14 protein-coding genes are annotated in these 17,566 nt (G+C 73.4%); 7 read left to right on the top strand and 7 right to left on the bottom strand.

Going from position 1 to position 17,566, the window contains the following annotated elements; translation table 11 throughout:
- Window positions 1-518: 518 nt before the first annotated feature.
- Genes E1283_RS13030 through E1283_RS13045 form a run of 4 tightly spaced genes read right to left on the bottom strand, consistent with a single transcriptional unit; the run spans window position 519 to window position 4,295 of the window.
- Complete coding sequence (locus E1283_RS13030) at window positions 519-1,427, bottom strand: sugar phosphate isomerase/epimerase family protein (protein ID WP_132818161.1); 909 nt, start codon at window positions 1,425-1,427, stop codon at window positions 519-521.
- Window positions 1,424-2,206: an ATP-binding cassette domain-containing protein gene (locus E1283_RS13035; protein WP_132818162.1), complete on the bottom strand. Its 783-nt coding sequence runs from the start codon at window positions 2,204-2,206 to the stop codon at window positions 1,424-1,426. The genes E1283_RS13030 and E1283_RS13035 overlap by 4 nt, the downstream gene beginning before the upstream one ends.
- A gap of 5 nt (window positions 2,207-2,211) precedes the next feature.
- Window positions 2,212-3,273: an ABC transporter permease gene (locus E1283_RS13040; protein ID WP_132818163.1), complete on the bottom strand. Its 1,062-nt coding sequence runs from the start codon at window positions 3,271-3,273 to the stop codon at window positions 2,212-2,214.
- Window positions 3,274-3,293: 20 nt separating this feature from the next.
- Entirely contained in the window at window positions 3,294-4,295 is a 1,002-nt protein-coding gene (locus tag E1283_RS13045) for a substrate-binding domain-containing protein (RefSeq protein ID WP_132818164.1), read from the bottom strand.
- Window positions 4,296-4,548: 253 nt separating this feature from the next.
- Here E1283_RS13045 and iolC point away from each other — a divergent pair, with 253 nt between their 5' ends.
- The 6 genes from iolC (at window position 4,549) to E1283_RS13075 (ending at window position 11,208) form a co-directional block, all read left to right on the top strand.
- Entirely contained in the window at window positions 4,549-5,559 is a 1,011-nt protein-coding gene (iolC, locus tag E1283_RS13050) for a 5-dehydro-2-deoxygluconokinase (protein WP_132818165.1), read from the top strand.
- Window positions 5,560-5,581: 22 nt separating this feature from the next.
- Window positions 5,582-6,460: a Cgl0159 family (beta/alpha)8-fold protein gene (locus E1283_RS13055; RefSeq protein ID WP_132818166.1), complete on the top strand. Its 879-nt coding sequence runs from the start codon at window positions 5,582-5,584 to the stop codon at window positions 6,458-6,460.
- A 48-nt stretch (window positions 6,461-6,508) separates the two neighbouring features.
- Window positions 6,509-7,429, top strand: coding sequence for a 5-deoxy-glucuronate isomerase (iolB, locus tag E1283_RS13060; RefSeq protein ID WP_132818167.1), 921 nt, complete (start codon window positions 6,509-6,511; stop codon window positions 7,427-7,429).
- A complete protein-coding gene (iolD, locus tag E1283_RS13065) occupies window positions 7,426-9,339 on the top strand; it encodes a 3D-(3,5/4)-trihydroxycyclohexane-1,2-dione acylhydrolase (decyclizing) (protein ID WP_243744808.1) in 1,914 nt (637 codons plus the stop codon). Before iolB ends, iolD begins: the two co-directional genes overlap by 4 nt.
- Window positions 9,340-9,367: 28 nt before the next feature.
- Window positions 9,368-10,864: a CoA-acylating methylmalonate-semialdehyde dehydrogenase gene (locus tag E1283_RS13070; RefSeq protein WP_132818168.1), complete on the top strand. Its 1,497-nt coding sequence runs from the start codon at window positions 9,368-9,370 to the stop codon at window positions 10,862-10,864.
- Window positions 10,865-11,016: 152 nt separating this feature from the next.
- On the top strand, window positions 11,017-11,208 hold the full coding sequence (locus tag E1283_RS13075; protein WP_132818169.1) for a MerR family transcriptional regulator: 192 nt from the start codon (window positions 11,017-11,019) through the stop codon (window positions 11,206-11,208).
- Here the strand turns inward: E1283_RS13075 and E1283_RS13080 are convergent.
- From E1283_RS13080 to recD2, 3 genes are all read right to left on the bottom strand, one after another.
- Window positions 11,165-11,731, bottom strand: a complete 567-nt coding sequence (locus tag E1283_RS13080; protein WP_132818170.1) for a DedA family protein — start codon at window positions 11,729-11,731, stop codon at window positions 11,165-11,167. The genes E1283_RS13075 and E1283_RS13080 overlap by 44 nt on opposite strands.
- A gap of 530 nt (window positions 11,732-12,261) precedes the next feature.
- Entirely contained in the window at window positions 12,262-13,530 is a 1,269-nt protein-coding gene (locus E1283_RS13085; protein WP_425086166.1) for a citrate synthase, read from the bottom strand.
- 194 nt (window positions 13,531-13,724) lie between these two features.
- Entirely contained in the window at window positions 13,725-15,965 is a 2,241-nt protein-coding gene (gene recD2 / locus E1283_RS13090; RefSeq protein ID WP_132818172.1) for an SF1B family DNA helicase RecD2, read from the bottom strand.
- A gap of 183 nt (window positions 15,966-16,148) precedes the next feature.
- On the opposite strand from recD2, the gene E1283_RS13095 reads away from it, so the two are divergent.
- The coding region (locus E1283_RS13095; RefSeq protein ID WP_243744809.1) for a PEP/pyruvate-binding domain-containing protein at window positions 16,149-17,566 on the top strand (1,418 nt) is incomplete at its 3' end.

The raw sequence follows: 17,566 nt of genomic DNA on the forward strand, positions 1-17,566 counted from the left end.
GAGGACCCCGAGGCCCCGAGAGGCACCGGGGCACCGGGGCCGCAGGCCCCGCAGGGCACCCCGGCCCCGGGTCCGGGGCGAAGCCCCGAGCCGAGACCACCCGACAGCAACCCCCAGGCGCGAGCCGCAGGCCCCACGGCACCAGGCCGAAGCCCCCGGCACGGGCCGCAGGCCCGCAAGCCCCCGGGGCCGCAGGCCCCGGAGCGCACCGCGCCCCCCGCGACCGGGGCGGAGCCACGGGCCGAGACCACCCAACGGCAACCCCAGGGCCCGGGCCGCAGGCCCCGGAGCGCACCGCGCCCCCCGGGGACCGGGGCGGAGCCACGGGCCGAGACCACCCGACGGCGAGCCAGGGTGCCGGGGCGGAGCCCCGGCCCTGGCCCGGGCCGCCCCCGGGGCCGGGTGCCGGGGCGAAGCCCCGGCCCGGCACCGCCCAAGCCCTGGGGCCGCAGGCCCCGGCGGGCACCCGGCCCCGAGGGGTCGCGCCGTGGCCGGGCCCGTCGGGAAGCGTGCCGCGCCTAGGCCCCGCAGGAGGACAGGAAGCGCCGCGTGCGTTCGGCGATCGGCAGTGGCTGGTCGGGGGGACACGGGTACATGTCCTGTTCGACGATGGCGAAGAGGTCGGTGCCGAGGGCCTGGGCCGCCGCCAGGACGGGTGGCAGTTCGGGGACGCCGGTGGGCGGTTCGCACATGACGCCGCGTTGGACGGCCGGTCCGAAGGGGACCTCGTGGGCGATGACGTCGGCGAGGATCGCCGGGTCCACCTGCTTGAGGTGGAGGTAGCCGATGCGCTCGCCGTAGGTCTCGATGAGCTTGACGCTGTCGCCGCCGCAGTAGGCGTAGTGCCCGGTGTCGAGGCAGAGGTCGACCACCGCCGGGTCCGTGGCGTCGAGGAGGCGGGTGACGTTCTCCTCGGTGTCGACGTGCGTGTCGGCGTGCGGGTGGACGACGATGCCGAGGCCGAACTCGTCGCGGACGGCGCGGCCGAGGCGTTCGAGGCCGGCCGCCAGGTCGGCGAACTGTCCGGCCGTCAGGGCGGGTTCCTCGGTGCGTTCGCCGGTGACCGGGTCGCGCCAGAACTCGGGGATGACCACCAGGTGGGAGGCGTCCACGGCCCGGGTGAGCGCGGCGACCTTCGCGACGTGGGCCCAGGTCTCGTCCCAGACGGCGGGCCCGCGGTGCAGGGCCGTGAAGACGGTGCCGGCGGAGACGCGCAGGTCGCGGCGGGCGAGTTCGTCGCGCAGCACGGCCGGGTCGGTGGGCAGGTAGCCGTAGGGGCCGAGTTCGATCCAGGGGTAGCCGGCCTCGGCGACCTCGTCGAGGAAGCGGTGCCAGGGGGTCTGTCGGGGGTCGTCGGCGAACCAGACTCCCCAGGAGTCGGGGGCCGAGCCGACCCTGATCCGGTCGAGTGCCGGCGCGTCGCTCATGGTGCGGATTCTCCTTGCAGTTCGTGGCGGAGCTCGTCCAACTCGGCGCCGCCGGCCATCTGGTGGGTGAGCTGGTCGAGGTCCACCGCGGACCGGTCGGCGCTCAGTTCGACCGCGCCGAGCCGGAGCACGGTGAAGTGGTCGCCGACCAGGTAGGCGTGGTGGGGGTTGTGGGTGATGAAGACGACGCCGAGGCCGCGTTCGCGGGCGGCGGCGACGTAGCGGAGCACGACGCCGGACTGTTTGACGCCGAGCGCGGCCGTCGGCTCGTCGAGGATGAGGACGCGGGCGCCGAAGTGGATGGCGCGGGCGATGGCGACGGACTGCCGCTGGCCGCCGGAGAGCGAGCCGACGGGCTGGTCGAGGTCGTCCAGCACGATGCCCATGGCGCGGAGTTCGGTGTCGGCGATCCGCCGCATCCGCGGGATGTCGAGGGACTGGAACGGCCAGCGGCCGCAGGTGAGTTCGGAGCCGAGGAAGAAGTTGCGCCAGACCGGCATCAGGGTGACGGTGGCGAGGTCCTGGTAGACGGTGGCGATGCCGCGGTCCAGGGCCTCGCGGGGGGAGGAGAGCCGGACCGGCTGGCCGTCGATCAGGAACTCGCCGGTGGTGTGCCGGTGCAGCCCGGAGATGATCTTGATGAGCGTGGACTTGCCGGCGCCGTTGTCGCCGAGCACGCAGCCGACCCGGCCGGGCTCCACGGTGAGGTCGACGCCGTGGAGGGCGTGGATGTTGCCGTAGGACTTGCCGACGGCGCGGAGTTCGATGACGGGAGCCATGGGTGTCACCTCCGGGTGGCCTGGCGTCGGACCCACAGGTTGAGCAGCACGGCGAGCAGCAGCATCGCGCCGAGGAAGAACATGAACCAGTCGGGGTCCCAGTTGGCGTAGACGATGCCCTGGTTGGCCATGCCGAACAGGAAGGCGCCGATGGCCGGGCCGATGATGGAGCCGTAGCCGCCGGTGAGCAGGCAGCCGCCGATGACGGCGGCGGCGATGTAGAGGAGTTCGTTGCCGATGCCGCCGTTGGACTGCACGGTGTTGAACGCGAACAGCTGGTGCATGCCGACGAACCAGGCGGCGAGGCCGACGGTCATGAAGAGGCTGATCCGCACGAACGCCACGGGCACGCCGACGGCGCGGGCGCTCTCCGCGTTGCCGCCGACCGCGAACACCCAGTTGCCGTAGCGGGTGCGCAGCAGGACCCAGGTGGCGAGGGCGGCGAAGCCGAGCCACCACAGCACGGTGATGCGCAGTTGGGTGTCGCCGATGGTGAGGGTGGCGGCGAAGACGCTGCGCGCCTGTTCGAAGCCCTCCATGTCGCGGATGGAGTTGGTGGCGACGTTGCCGGTGATCGCCTTGGTGACGGCGAGGTTGAGGCCCTGGAGCATCAGGAAGGTGGCGAGCGTGATGAGGAAGCTGGGCAGTCCGGTGCGGACCAGCAGGACGCCGTTGAGGGCGCCGACGGCCAGTGAGAGGACGAGCGCGACCAGCACCCCGGCCCAGACGTTGAGGGTGAGTTGGAACGCGAACATGCTGGCGGTGAGCGCGGAGGCGGTGACGGCGACGCCGGCCGACAGGTCGAACTCGCCGCCGATCATCAGCAGGGCGACGGCGATGCCCATGATGCCGAGGGTGGACGCCTGGTAGAGGACGGTGGAGAGCGAGTCGAGCTGCCGGAAGGTGGGCGCGACGACGGAGAAGAGGACGTAGACGGCGGCGGCGCCGACCAGCGCGCCCATCTCGGGGCGGCCGAGCAGCCGGCGCAGCGGGGAGCGGCGCGTGGTGCGGCCGTCGCCCACGGGCCGGGGCGCGGCCGTGGGTTCGACGGTGGTGTCGGTGGTCATGTCGTGGCTCAACTCCCCGCTCACCTGGTGCCGTTGGCGGCGAACTCGGCGACGGTGGCGACGTTCTCGGCGTCGACGAAGGCCGGTCCGGTGAGGACGGGGGCGGTGCCGCCGCCGCTGACGTTGCCGTTGGCGTGGTAGAGCCAGAGCGCGTCGATGGCCAGGTAGCCCTGGAGGTAGGGCTGTTGGTCGACGGCGAACTCGATGTCGCCGGCCTCGATGGCGGTGACGAGTTCGGGGTTGAGGTCGAAGGTGGCGATGTCGGCGTCGCTGCCGGCGCCGGATACGGAGTCGACGGCGGCCAGCGCGTAGGGGGCGCCGAGGGCCGCGACGTAGTCGATGGAGCCGTCCTGGCGGAGCTTGGCCTCGATGGTGGAGCGGACGGCCGGCAGGTCGGCGCCGTCGACGTAGAGGATCTCGCTCTCGCCCTCGAAGGTCTCGTCGAGGCCGCCGCAGCGCTGCTCCTGGGAGATGTTGCCCTGTTCGTGGATGACGCAGACGGTGTGCTGGGCGCCGAGTTCGTTGAGCCGTTCGCCGAAGGCGCGGCCGGCGACGCCCTCGTCCTGGCCGAAGTAGGAGAGCAGGCCGGCGTCCTGCCAGGCGGGCAGCCCGGAGTTGAGGCCGACGACGGGGATGCCCGCGTCCTCGGCGGCGGCTATCGCGTCGGCCAGCGCCTCGGGGTTGGCCATGGTGAGGGCGATGCCGTCCACGCCCTGGTCGACGGCGTTGTCGATGAGGCTGGCCTGGCCGGCGGCGCTGGGGTCGCTGGAGTAGATGAGCTCGGCGTTGTCCTTGCTGGCGGCGTCCTCGGCTCCCTTGCGGACGATGTCCCAGAAGGTGTCGCCGCGACCGCCGTGGGTGATCATGGCGACCCTGATGCGTGGGGTGTCGGCCTGACCGGCCGTCAGGTCCTCCGCCTCCTCCTGGGCCCGCCGGCCCCCGGAGTCGCTGGAGCATGCGGTGACGAGCAGCAGGGCGGCGGCGCAGCCCGCCGCGAAGAGGGAGCGACTGATCCGGTTCATCGTTCCTGCCTCACTTCGGTGTGAGAGTGGAGGGTTGGGGGGCGGGTCGCAGTGGGGAGCAAACCGCCGGGCGGGCCCGACTGTCAATAGTTTGTCAGGACAATCCTTCGTCAGGACAACGCTTCATCCTTACGTCATCGAGATGTCCATATGTAAAGACAAAGCATTGACAGCGGGTCCCGGGTGGGCCGACGCTGGGGGGCGGCGCGACAGGGCGGCGACGCACGCCAGGGACGGCGGAGGGAGAGCGCGGATGACGACGGCCGGGACAGCATTCGACGTCATCACCATGGGGCGCATCGGGGTCGATATCTACCCGCTGCAGACGGGTGTGCCACTGGCCAGGGTCGATTCGTTCGGCAAATTCCTCGGCGGCTCCCCCACCAACGTGGCCGTGGCCGCCGCCCGCCTGGGCCGGGCGGCAGCGGTGATCAGCCGCACCGGGCGCGACCCGTTCGGCGACTACTGCCACCAGGCGCTGCGGGAGTTCGGGGTGGACGACCGCTGGGTGACGGCGGTGTCGGAGTACCCGACGCCCGTCACCTTCTGCGAGATCTTCCCGCCGGACGACTTCCCGCTGTACTTCTACCGGCTGCCCAAGGCGCCCGATCTGGTGATCCACGCCGACGAGCTGGACCTCGCCGCCGTCCGGGCCGCCCGGATCTTCTGGATGAGCGGCACCGGTCTGTGCGAGGAGCCGAGCCGCGGCGCCACCCTCGCCGCGCTCGCCGCCCGCGCCGAGGACCGCGGTGACCAGGTGGCCACCGTCTTCGACCTCGACTGGCGGCCGATGTTCTGGACGGAGGGTTCGTCTGCCGCCCGCGGCCTCTACCGCGAGGCGCTGTCCCACGCGACCGTCGCCGTCGGCAACCTCGACGAGTGCGAGGTCGCCACCGGGGTCCGCCAACCGCGCGCCTGCGCCGAGGCGCTGCTGGCCGCCGGCGTGGAGCTGGCGATCGTCAAGCAGGGGCCGGCCGGGGTGCTCGCGGTGCACCGGGACGGCAGGGAGACGCAGGCGCCGCCGCACCCCGTCGAGGTGGTCAACGGCCTCGGCGCCGGGGACGCGTTCGGCGGCGCGCTCTGCCACGGGCTGCTGGCCGGCTGGGCCCCGGACCGGCTGACCCGCTTCGCCAACGCCGCCGGCGCGCTGGTCGCCGGCCGGCTCGCCTGCTCGTCGGCGATGCCCTACGCCCACGAGGTCGAGGAGCTGCTGGCCGGCGTCACCGGCCGGGGCGTCGACCCGAGCACCGTCCGGCAGCCCTGACCGAACCGAAGGAGAGCCTTCCGTGACCATCAGCATCTCCGAGCTCGCCGCCGTGCGGAGCCGGCACCCCGAGGCGATCGCCGAGGCGGCGGCACGGCGGGCGCGGCGCCCGCTCCTCGGGGACCGCGGCCGACTGATGATCATCGCCGCCGACCACCCGGCGCGCGGCGCGCTCTCGGTCGGCGGCCGGCCGCTCGCCATGGCCAACCGGGTGGAGTTGCTCCAACGGTTGACGCTGGCGCTCGCCCAGCCGGGCGTCGACGGGGTGCTGGCCACCGCCGACGTCCTGGACGACCTGCTGCTGCTCGGCGCCCTCGACGGCAAGGTGGTGCTCGGCTCGATGAACCGCGGCGGCCTGGCCGGCGCCTCGTTCGAGCTGGACGACCGGTTCACCGGGCACCGCCCCGAGGACATCGAGCGGCTCGGCTTCGACGCCGGCAAGCTGCTGCTGCGCATCGACCGCTCGGACCCCGGCTCGCTCACCACCCTGGAGTCCACCGCCCGGGTGATCGACGAGATGGCGCGCCGCCGGCTGCCGGTGTTCGTCGAGCCGTTCCTCACCCGCCGAATAGCCGGCAAGCCGACCAACGACCTGAGCGCCGAGGGCGTGACCACCGCCATCGCCATCGCCTCGGGCCTCGGCGGCACCTCCGCCTACACCTGGTTGAAGGTGCCGGTCACCGCCGACCGGGACGAGATGGCCCGGGTGATGGAGACCTCGTCGCTCCCGGCGGTGCTGCTCGGCGGCGAGGTGACCGGCGACCAGGACGGCCTCTACGAGAGGTGGCGTGCGGCGCTGCGGCTGCCCACGGTGCGGGGCCTGGTGGTGGGCCGCTCGCTGCTGTACCCGCCGGACGGCGACGTGGCGGGCGCCGTGCGCACCGCCGTCAGCCTGCTCTGACCCCCGTTCATCCCCTCGGTCCACCCCCAGAAGGAGAGGTCGTCGACGGTGACACCCCCGAGCCCGGGCGCGGCGTCCGGCCGCCACCACCTGCCGGCCGGCAGCGCGTCCGCCGGCCCCTACACCCTGGACATCAGCCCCGAGTCGGCCGGCTGGGGCTACTCCTCGCTGCGCGTGCTGCCGCTGGCGCCGGGCGACACGCACCGCCTCGCCACCGGCGACAGCGAGTGGATCGTGCTGCCGCTGGCCGGCGGCTGCGTGGTGGAGGTCGACGGCGAGCGCTTCGCACTGCGCGGCCGTGCCGGCGTCTTCGCCGGCCTGACGGACTTCGCGTACGTGCCGCGCGACGCCGAGGTGGCGGTCTCCTCGGCCGGCGGAGGCCGGTTCGCGCTGACCGGCGCCCGCTGCGAGCGGCGGCTGCCGGCCCGGCACGTCACGGCCGACCGGGTGCCGGTCGAGCTGCGCGGCGCCGGCTCCTGCACCCGGCAGGTCAACAACTTCGCCGCGGCCGGGGTGTTCGAGGCCGACCGGCTGATCGCCGTCGAGGTGCTGACGCCGGGCGGCAACTGGTCGTCGTACCCGCCGCACAAGCACGACGAGTCGCGGCCGGACGAGGAGTCCCGGCTGGAGGAGATCTACTACTTCGAGATCGCCGCGGCCGAGGGCAACCCGACGGCGGAGGGCGTCGGTTACCAGCGGGTCAGCCCCTCGGGGCACGGCACCGGCACGGACGTGCTGGCCGAGGTCCGCACCGGGGACGCGGTGGTGATCCCGGACGGCTGGCACGGCCCGTCGATCGCCGCGCCGGGGCACGACATGTACTACCTCAACGTGATGGCGGGGCCCGACCCGGACCGCGCCTGGCTGATCCGCGACCACCCCGACCACGCCTGGATCAGGGGCAGTTGGGTCGAACAGCGGCCGGACCCCCGGCTGCCGCGCTATCGCTCCCAGGAGGCCGACCGATGAGCGGAAGACCGATGAGCGGCAGCGGCGGTCTGAGAAGCAGTGTCCGGCTGACCGTCGCCCAGGCGCTGGTGCGCTTCCTGGCCCGGCAGTACACCGAGCGGGACGGCCGCCGGGAGCGGCTGGTCGCCGCCTGCTGGGGGATCTTCGGGCACGGCAACGTGGCCGGTGTCGGGCAGGCGCTGCTGGAGAGCGGCCAGGGCCCGGGCGCCGAACTCCCCTTCCTCCAGGGCCGGAACGAGCAGGCGATGGTGCACGCCGCGGTCGGCTACGCGCGCCAGCGCGACCGGCTCTCGGCGCACGCCGTCACCACCTCCATCGGGCCCGGCGCCACCAACCTGGTGACCGGCGCCGCGCTGGCCACCATCAACCGGTTGCCCGTGCTGCTGCTGCCCGGCGACACCTTCGCCACCCGGCCGGCCGACCCGGTGCTCCAGCAGCTGGAACACCCGGGCGCCGGCGACGTGTCGGTGAACGACGCGCTGCGGCCGGTGTCCCGCTGGTTCGACCGGGTGCACCGTCCCGAGGCGCTGGTCCCGGCCGCGCTCCAGGCGATGCGGGTGCTCGCCGACCCGGTGGAGACGGGCGCGGTGACCCTCGCCCTGCCGCAGGACGTGCAGGCGGAGGGCCACGACTGGCCCGAGGAGTTCTTCCGCGAGCGGGTGTGGCGGGTGCCGCGGCCGGCGCCCGACGCGGACGCGCTGGCCGAGGCGGCGCGGGCGGTCAGGGCGGCCGCCCGGCCGCTGATCGTGGCCGGCGGCGGGGTGCACCACAGCGTGGCCGAGGAGGCGCTGCGGACGCTGGTCGAGGCGACCGGCATCCCGGTGGCGTCCACCCAGGCCGGCAAGGGCTCGCTCCGCCACGACCACCCGTGCGACGTGGGCGCGATCGGCCACACCGGCACCGCGGTCGCCAACGAACTGGCCCGCGCCGCCGACCTGGTGATCGGCGTCGGCACCCGCTACTCGGACTTCACCACGGCCTCCGGCACGCTGTTCGCCGATCCCGCCGTCCGCTTCGTCAACCTCACCGTCGCGCCGTACGACGCCCACAAGCTGGCCGGCCTGGCGCTGGTCGCGGACGCCAGGGCCGGCCTCGACGCACTGGCCGGGGCGCTGGCCGGGCACCGGGTGTCCGACGGGTACGCGGCCGGCTACCGGGCGGCCAAGGAGCGCTGGGAGGCGGTCGTCTCGGCCGCGTTCACCCCGGAGAAGGAGAGCGACCGGCCGACGCAGAGCCAGGTGCTCGGCGCGCTGGACGCGGTCGTCGGGGACGAGGACGTCGTGATCAACGCGGCCGGCTCGATGCCGGGCGACCTGCACAAGCTGTGGCGGGCCAGGTCGCGCCGCCAGTACCACGTGGAGTACGGCTACTCCTGCATGGGCTACGAGATCCCGGCCGCCATCGGCGTCAAGCTGGCCGCGCCGGACCGCGTGGTGTGGGCGCTGGTCGGCGACGGCACCTACCTGATGGGGCCGACCGAGCTGGTGACGGCCGTGCAGGAGGGCCTGCACGTGGTGCTGGTGCTGGTGCAGAACCACGGCTACGCGTCGATCGGCGGCCTCTCGGAGCTGACCGGCGCCGAACGCTTCGGCACCGCCTACCGGTTCCGGGCGCCCGACGGCGGTTTCACCGGCGACCCGCTGCCGGTCGACCTGGCGGCCAACGCCGCCTCGCTCGGGCTGACGGTGCTGCGCGCCGGCAGCCACGCGGAGCTGCGGGCGGCGCTCAGCGAGGCACGCGAGGCGACAGGGCCGGTCTGCGTGTACGTCGAGACCGACCCGGGGGACACGACGCCGCCCGCGCAGGCGTGGTGGGACGTGCCGGTGGCGGCCACCGCCACCCGGCCGGCGGCGCGCCGGGCCCGCGAGGAGTACGAGCGCGGCGCCGCGGGCCGCCGCCGCCACCTGTAGGCCACTCGTGACGAGGGAAGGCACCATCGTGAAGACCATCGGACACTTCGTCGACAACAAGCCCGTGCCGGGCGCCTCCGGGCGCTACGGCCCGGTCTTCGACCCGGCGACCGGCGCGCGGGCCGCCCGGGTGGCGCTGGCCTCCGCCGCCGAGGTGGACGCGGCGGTGGCCGCGGCCCGCGCGGCGCACCGGTCCTGGGGCGGCACCTCGCTGGCCAGGCGCACCGGCCTGCTGTTCCGCTACCGGGAACTGCTGGTGGCGCGCCGCGACGAGCTGGCCCGGCTGATCACCGCGGAGCACGGCAAGGTGCACGCCGACGCGCTGGGCGAGGTGGCGCGCGGCCTGGAGATCGTCGAACTGGCCTGCGCCATCCCGGAGAAGCTGAAGGGCGAGCTGTCGACCCAGGTCTCGACGGGCGTCGACGTGGCGTCCATCCGGCAGCCGCTGGGCGTGGTCGCGGGCGTCACACCGTTCAACTTCCCGGCCATGGTGCCGCTGTGGATGTTCCCGGTGGCGATCGCCTGCGGCAACACGTTCGTGCTGAAGCCGAGCGAGAAGGACCCGTCGGCGGGGCTCCGGTTGGCGGAGCTGGCGGCCGAGGCCGGGTTCCCCGAGGGCGTGTTGAACGTCGTCAACGGCGACCGGGAGGCGGTGGAGCGGCTGTTGGCGCACCCGGACGTGGCCGCCGTCAGCTTCGTCGGCTCGACGCCGGTGGCGCGGGCGATCCAGCGCGGCGCCGTGGAGCACGGCAAGCGGGTGCAGGCGCTCGGCGGCGCCAAGAACCACATGCTGGTCCTGCCGGACGCCGACCTGGACGTGGCGGCCGACGCGGCGGTCAGCGCGGCCTACGGCTCGGCCGGTGAGCGCTGCATGGCGGTGTCGGTGGTGGTCGCGGTGGGCGACGAGACGGCCGACGCGCTGGTGGCCGCCGTCGCCGAGCGCGCGCGGGCCCTGGTGATCGGTCCGGGCGACGACCCGGCGTCCGAGATGGGACCGCTGATCACCGCCGAGCACCGCGAGAAGGTGGCGTCCTACGTGCGGGGCGCGGCCGCGCAGGGCGCCGAAGTGGTGGTGGACGGCACGGGGTTGACGGTGCCGGGGCACGAGGACGGGTTCTTCCTCGGGGTCTCGCTGCTCGACCGGGTGTCGCCCGGGATGGACGCCTACCGGGACGAGATCTTCGGCCCGGTGCTGTGCGTGGTCAGGGCCGCCGACTACGACGAGGCGGTCGCGCTGATCAACTCCTCGCCGTGGGGCAACGGTTCGGCCGTCTTCACCCGGGACGGCGGGACGGCCAGGCGGTTCCAGCTGGAGGTGGAGAGCGGGATGGTCGGCGTCAACGTGCCGATCCCGGTGCCGGTCGGCTACCACTCGTTCGGCGGCTGGAAGGAGTCGCTCTTCGGCGATCATCACATCTACGGCAACGACGGAGTACGGTTCTACACGCGGGGCAAGGTCATCACCACCCGCTGGCCCGACCCGGCGGAGAGCGCCGTGAACCTCGGCTTCCCGAGCCACACCTGACGCCCGCACAACCTGTCGGTTTGGCCGCACTCCGCGACAGCCGTCACCGTTACGCGCCTTGCCCGTCACAGATGATCAACAAGCCCGGCCCCCCGGCGTCACGCGTCGTTCTCGGGGGGACAGGCCCACTGGTTATCGGGAGGTGCGAAGAGATGGCGGACCGCGGACTCTGGTCGTACAGGGAGATCGCCGCGCACATCCAGGTGCAGCCGGACACCGTACGGTCCTACCGCAAGCACGGCCTGCTGCCCCAGCCGGACGTGGTGGAGCGCGGCCGGCCGTACTGGTATCCGGACACCATCAGGGAGTGGGTGCGACGGCGTCCCGGGAACCGGCGCCGCTGACCAGCCGGGCGACGCCGGCCACCGCCAACGAGATCCCGCAGGCGACGATCACCGAGGCGAGCGGGCCTTCCAGGACGGCGGCGCCCCAGTAGCCGAGGGCGACGCTGTAGGAGGCCCAGACGGTCTGGGCGACGCCCATCCCCAGCAGGTAGCGGCGGACCGGGAAGTCGACCAACGCGGCGGTGAGACCGCCGATGACCCGGCCGCTCGGCAGGAACCGCACGCCGACGACGAACGGCAGCCCGTGGGCGTGCATCCGCTCCCCGGTCCAGGCCAGCGCGGCCTGGCGCCGGGGCGAGCGGGACAACCACCGGACGACCCGTGGCCGGCCGGTCCGGCCGGCCAGGTAGATCAGCGCGTCACCGACGAGCGCACCGAAGGCGACCGTCAACAGGACCAACGGAAGGCTGAGTTCACCGGCGTGGACCATCACGCCCGCGGACGCGATCAGCGCGCTGTTCGGAAGATAGGGCGGTGCGCTGGTGAGAACCAGAAGCGCGTACATCCAGAGTGCGCCGTCCATGCCGTTGCCCGTCCCTGTCGTGGCCGCCCCCGTCGTGCAACCTGTAAGTCAACGCTGACACGTGTCCACGGCGGGAAGGAAGGCCACCTCGCCCTTTCCCGGGTCCATGCCGGGTATCCCCTAGGGGCCCACGGAAACGCCGCGCTCGGCTTACCGGGGCGCCGAGGGCCTGGCGGCCCTCGTGCCGACCGGCCGCCAGGCCGCGGGGGCGCGGCGTGGCCGGTGCGCGGCGCTTGTGCGGCCGGTGGCGCAGGGGTCCGGCGATCGCCGCCGCGAGGGCGGGCGCGGCCGGGCCGTCGGGGGAAATGAAAAGCGCCCCGCCGACGGGTCCCCCCACAGGGCCCGGCGCGGGGCGCTTCCTGCCGTCCGCACAGAGCGTCCCCCCACGGGACCCCGGCTGGACGGCCGCCGGCGTGGATCCAGCCGAATCCGCGCCAACGCTGACGGGTTAGACCGACGGCGGCGTGGAAGGTTGCGCTGGCAGATATGTGACCTGCGTCACATCTCCGCCAGCGCCGCGACGGCGGTCCTCAGCGCTGCTCGACCGGCCGGTAGTCGCGCTCCACCACGCCCGTGTAGACCTGCCGCGGGCGGCCGATCCGGGTGGTGGGGTCGTTGATCATCTCGTGCCACTGGGCGATCCAGCCGGGCAGCCGGCCCAGCGCGAACAGCACGGTGAACATGCTGGTCGGGAAGCCCATGGCCCGGTAGATCAGGCCGGTGTAGAAGTCGACGTTCGGGTACAGGTTGCGGGAGACGAAGTAGTCGTCGCTGAGCGCGTGCTCCTCCAGCTTGAGGGCGATGTCCAGCAGCTCGTCGGACTTGCCGAGCGCCGACAGCACGTCGTGCGCCGCCTCCTTGATGATCTTCGCGCGGGGGTCGAAGCTCTTGTAGACGCGGTGCCCGAAGCCCATCAGGCGGACGCCCTGCTCCTTGTTCTTCACCCGGCGGATGAAGGCGTCCACGTCGCCGCCGTCGGCCTGGATGCCCTCCAGCATCTCCAGCACCGCCGCGTTGGCGCCGCCGTGCAGGGGGCCCCAGAGCGCGTTGATGCCGGCGGAGATGGAGACGAACAGGTTGGCCTGCGAGGAGCCGACCAGGCGGACCGTGGAGGTCGAGCAGTTCTGCTCGTGGTCGGCGTGCAGGATGAGCAGCTTGTCCAGCGCGTTGACGACGACCGGGTCGAGGTCGTAGTCCTCGGCCGGCACCGAGAAGGTCATCCGCAGGAAGTTCTCGACGTAGCCGAGGTCGTTGCGCGGGTAGACCACCGGGTGGCCCATCGCCTTCTTGTAGGCGTAGGCCGCGATCGTCGGCAGCTTGGCGAGCAGCCGGATGGTGGAGATGTGCCGCTGCCGCTCGTCGAACGGGTTGTGGCTGTCCTGGTAGAACGTGGACAGCGCGCTGACCACCGAGGTCAGCATCGCCATCGGGTGGGCGTCGGTCGGGAAGCCGTCGAAGAAGCGCTTGATGTCCTCGTGGAGCATCGTGTGGCGGCTGATCTCGCCGCGGAAGGCGGCCAGCTCGTCCACCGTGGGCAGCTCGCCGTTGATGAGCAGGTAGGCCGTCTCGATGAACGAGCCGCGCTCGGCGAGCTGCTCGATCGGATACCCACGGTAGCGAAGGATGCCCTGCTCGCCGTCCAGGTACGTGATCGCCGATTTACACGACGAAGTGTTGCCGAAACCGGAGTCCAGGGTCACCAGACCGGTCTGGGCCCGGAGCTTGCCGATGTCGAAACCACGGTCACCCACCGTGCTGCCCACCACCGGGTAGCGGTACTCCTCGGCGCCGAAACGCACGAGTACCGCGTCGTCCGCGTTGCCTGCGCTGTCGCTGTTGCGGTTTTCGCTCACGTCATCCCTCACCGACGTTGTGCCTCTTCTTCGAGGTGCCCTGACTCCCTCCTACTGTCCCCCATCTGGGCGCAGAATGTGCACTCGGGGTCGGCCAAGTGGCCACTTTCTGGCACGCCGTGCCGCGCGAATACGGATATTTACGGGCGCTCCGGACGAAGTATTCTGCCGGCCAGCCGCGCGTCCAGCGCCGTGCAGCGGCTGCCGGCCGAGACGGAGCGCACCGCCTGGCCCAACGCCCGCCGGGAGCCGACGAGCACCACGAGCTTCTTGGCGCGGGTGACGGCCGTATACAGCAGGTTCCGCTCCAACATCATCCAGGCACTCATCGTGACCGGAATGACCACGCAGGGGTACTCGCTGCCCTGCGAGCGGTGGATGGTGACGGCGTAGGCGTGGGAGAGCTCGTCGAGCTCGGCGAAGTCGTAGGGGACCTCCTCGTCCTCGTCGGTGAGCACGGTCAGCCGCTGCTCGTCCTCGTCGAGCCCGGTGACCACCCCGACGGTGCCGTTGAAGACGCCGTTCCGGCCCTTGTCGTAGTTGTTCCTGATCTGGGTGACCTTGTCGCCGACCCGGAACACCCGGCCGCCGAACCGCTTCTCGGCGAGCCCCGGCCTGGCGGGCGTGATGGACTGCTGGAGCAGCCCGTTGAGCACGCCGGCGCCGGCCGGGCCGCGGTGCATCGGGGTGAGCACCTGGATGTCGCGGCGCGGGTCGAGGCCGAACTTCGCCGGCACCCGGCGGGCCGCCACGTCGACGGCGAGCCGCCCGGCCTCCTCGGTCTCCTCCTCGACGAACAGGAAGAAGTCGGCCAGGCCCGTGGTGACGGGCGGGATCCCGGAGTTGATCCGGTGGGCGTTGGTGACCACGCCCGACTGCTGGGCCTGCCGGAAGATCCGGGTCAACCGCACGGCGGGCACCGGGCTGTCCGTCGCGAGCAGGTCGCGCAGCACCTCGCCGGCGCCCACCGAGGGCAGCTGGTCCACGTCCCCCACGAGCAGCAGGTGGGCGCCCGGCGCCACGGCCTTGACCAGCTTGTTGGCGAGCAGCAGGTCGAGCATGGACGCCTCGTCGACCACCACGAGGTCGGCGTCGAGCGGCCGGTCCCGGTCGTAGGCCGCGTCACCGCCTGGCCTGAGCTCGAGCAGCCGGTGCACCGTGGACGCCTCGGCGCCGGTGAGCTCGGCGAGCCGCTTGGCGGCCCGCCCGGTGGGCGCGGCGAGCAGCACCTTGGCGCCCTTGGCGCGGGCCAGCTCGACCACCGACCTGACGGTGAACGACTTGCCGCAGCCGGGGCCGCCGGTCAGCACGGCGACCCGGCTGGTGAGCGCGAGCCTGACCGCCTCCTCCTGCTCGGGCGCGAGCTCGGAACCGGTGCGGCCGGCGAGCCAGGTGAGCGCCTTGGCCCAGTCGACGTCCTGGAAGGCGGCGAGCCGGTCCTCGTCGGCGCCGACCAGCCGGCGCAGTTGCCCGGCGAGGGACAGCTCGGCGCGGTGGAACGGCACCAGGTAGACGGCGGTGAGCGTGCCGTCCTCGCCGTCGCCGTCCGGGTGCGGGACGCGCTCCCGCACCAGGCCCTCCGGATCCTCGGCGAGCTCGCCCAGGCACTCGATGACCAGCCCGGTGTCCACCTGGAGCAGCTTCACCGCGTCGGAGATCAGCCGCTCCTCGGGCAGGAAGCAGTGGCCCTGGTCGGTGGCCTGCGAGAGGGCGTAGGCCAGGCCGGCCTTGACCCGCTCGGGGCTGTCCTGCGGGATGCCGACGGCGCGGGCGATGCGGTCCGCGGTGAGGAAGCCGATGCCCCACACGTCGGTCGCGAGCCGGTAGGGCTGGTTCCTGACGACGGAGATGGACGCGTCGCCGTACTTCTTGTAGATCCGGACGGCGATGGAGGTGGAGACCTCCACGCTCTGCAGGAAGACCATGACCTCCTTGATGGCCTTCTGTTCCTCCCAGGCGGTGGCGATCAGCGCGGTGCGCTTGGGGCCGAGCCCGGGGACGGCGATCAGCTTCCGGGGGTCGGCCTCGATGACGTCGAGGGTGGCCGTGCCGAAGTGCTCCACGATGCGCTCGGCGGTCTTCGGGCCGATGCCCTTGATCAGGCCGGAGCCGAGGTAGCGGCGGATGCCCTGCACGGTGGCGGGCAGCACCGTGGTGTAGTTCTCCACCGTGAACTGCCGGCCGTAGCTGGGGTGCGAGCCCCAACGGCCGGTCATCCGCAGCGACTCGCCCACCTGGGCGCCGAGCAGCGAGCCGACGACGGTCAGCAGCTCGCCGCCGCCGTGGCCGGTGTCCACCCGGGCCACCGTGTAGCCGTTCTCCTCGTTGGCGTACGTGATGCGTTCGAGGACCCCTTCGAGCACCACCGCACTGTGCGACATGGGTCCGACGTTAGCCGTCGGCACCGACACGGCGCCGCCGGCCGTCCACAGGCGAACGGGGTTGGACGATTTTCCGACACATCCCGTTTTGCTGTCAGGTGCCTGACGTTTCCCCGGCGTCTCCTCCGGCGGGACGACCGCCCGGAACGTCTTGGAACGTCTTGGAACGTCTTGGGGTGAGCGATGGACATCAAGGACATCGGGATCGACGACGACACGCGTGACCCGTCACGGACGACGGGCCAGGACCTGACCCTCCCGCTCGACGACCCGCGCGCCGGCCGGGTCGACCTCGCGGGCTCCAAGGCGGCGGCGCTGGCCCGCGGCACCCGGGCGCGGCTGCCGGTGCTGCCCGGGTTCGTCGTCCTGCCGCCGGGCACCGCCGTCGGCGGCGGCCGCGATCTGCGGTCCGCCTGGCGGGAGTTGAGCGGCGACGGCGCCCGGCCACTGGTGGTCCGCTCGTCCTCGGCCGCCGAGGACACCGAACGGTCGTCCATGGCCGGCCGGTTCGCCTCGGTGCTGGACGTGCGCGGCTGGGCGGCCTTCCGGGACGCGCTGCGCACCGTGCGGGAGTCGTCGGACGACGCGATGGCGGTGCTGGTGCAGCCGATGGTCCGCTCACGGATCGGCGGGGTGTTGTTCGGCGCCGACCCGGTCGCCGGGCGGGCCGACCGGATGCTGCTGAGCGCGGTGCGCGGCGGCCCCGACCGGCTGGTCGGCGGCGAGGCCGCGGGCACGGACCTCCGGCTCACCCGCCGCGGCCGGCCGGTGCGCGAGGGGCGGGCGGCGCGACCCGGGTTGTTGACGACGGCCGAGCTGCGCCGGCTGACCGCGCTGGCCGGGCGCGCCCGGGGAGTGTTCGGCGGCGCGCAGGACATCGAGTTCGGCTTCGACGAACTCACGGGCCGGCTCTGGCTGTTCCAGTCCCGGCCGATCACCGCGATGGCGCCGCGCCCGCCGCGTGGCGCCCGGCTGCTGGGCCCGGGACCGGTCGCGGAGACGCTGCCCGACCCGTTGCTGCCGTTGGAGGAGGACCTGTGGGTCATCCCGATGGCGCACGGCCTCGCGACCGCGCTCGACCTGGCGGGCGCGGCCGGCCGGCGGCGGCTGCGGGCGGTGCCCGCGGTGACCACGGTCGGTGGGCGAGCCGTCGCCGACCTGCGGCTCCTCGGGCTCGACCCGCCCCGCCACCGGCTGTTGGCGCTGCTGAACCCGCTGCCCGGCGCCCGGCGGGTGGCCGCCGCCTGGCGGGTGGGTCGGCTGCGGGCCGCGCTGCCGCGGCTGGCGGTGGCGCTGCGCGCCGACGTGGACCGGGCGCTGGCGGAGGCCACGGCGCCGGCCCGGCTCACCTCGGCCGAACTGCTGGCGGCCCTGCGGTGGAGCAGGGCGGTGTTGGTGGCCCTGCACGCCCAGGAGGCCCTGGCCGGCGCCCTGTTGCCGCCCGCCGGCCCGGGGTCCCGCACGGCGGCCGGGGCGGCGCTCGCGGCGCTGCGGGAGGGCCGCGCACGCGGCCTGGACGACGCCGAACTCACCGCCGTCCACCCCGAGGTGCTGGCCCTGACCACGCCCAGCCTCGACCGCCCACCGCGCCTCCCCGAGAG

The sequence above is a fragment of the Streptomyces hainanensis genome (assembly GCF_004348415.1).
Taxonomy (GTDB): Bacteria; Actinomycetota; Actinomycetes; order Streptomycetales; family Streptomycetaceae; genus Streptomyces; species Streptomyces hainanensis.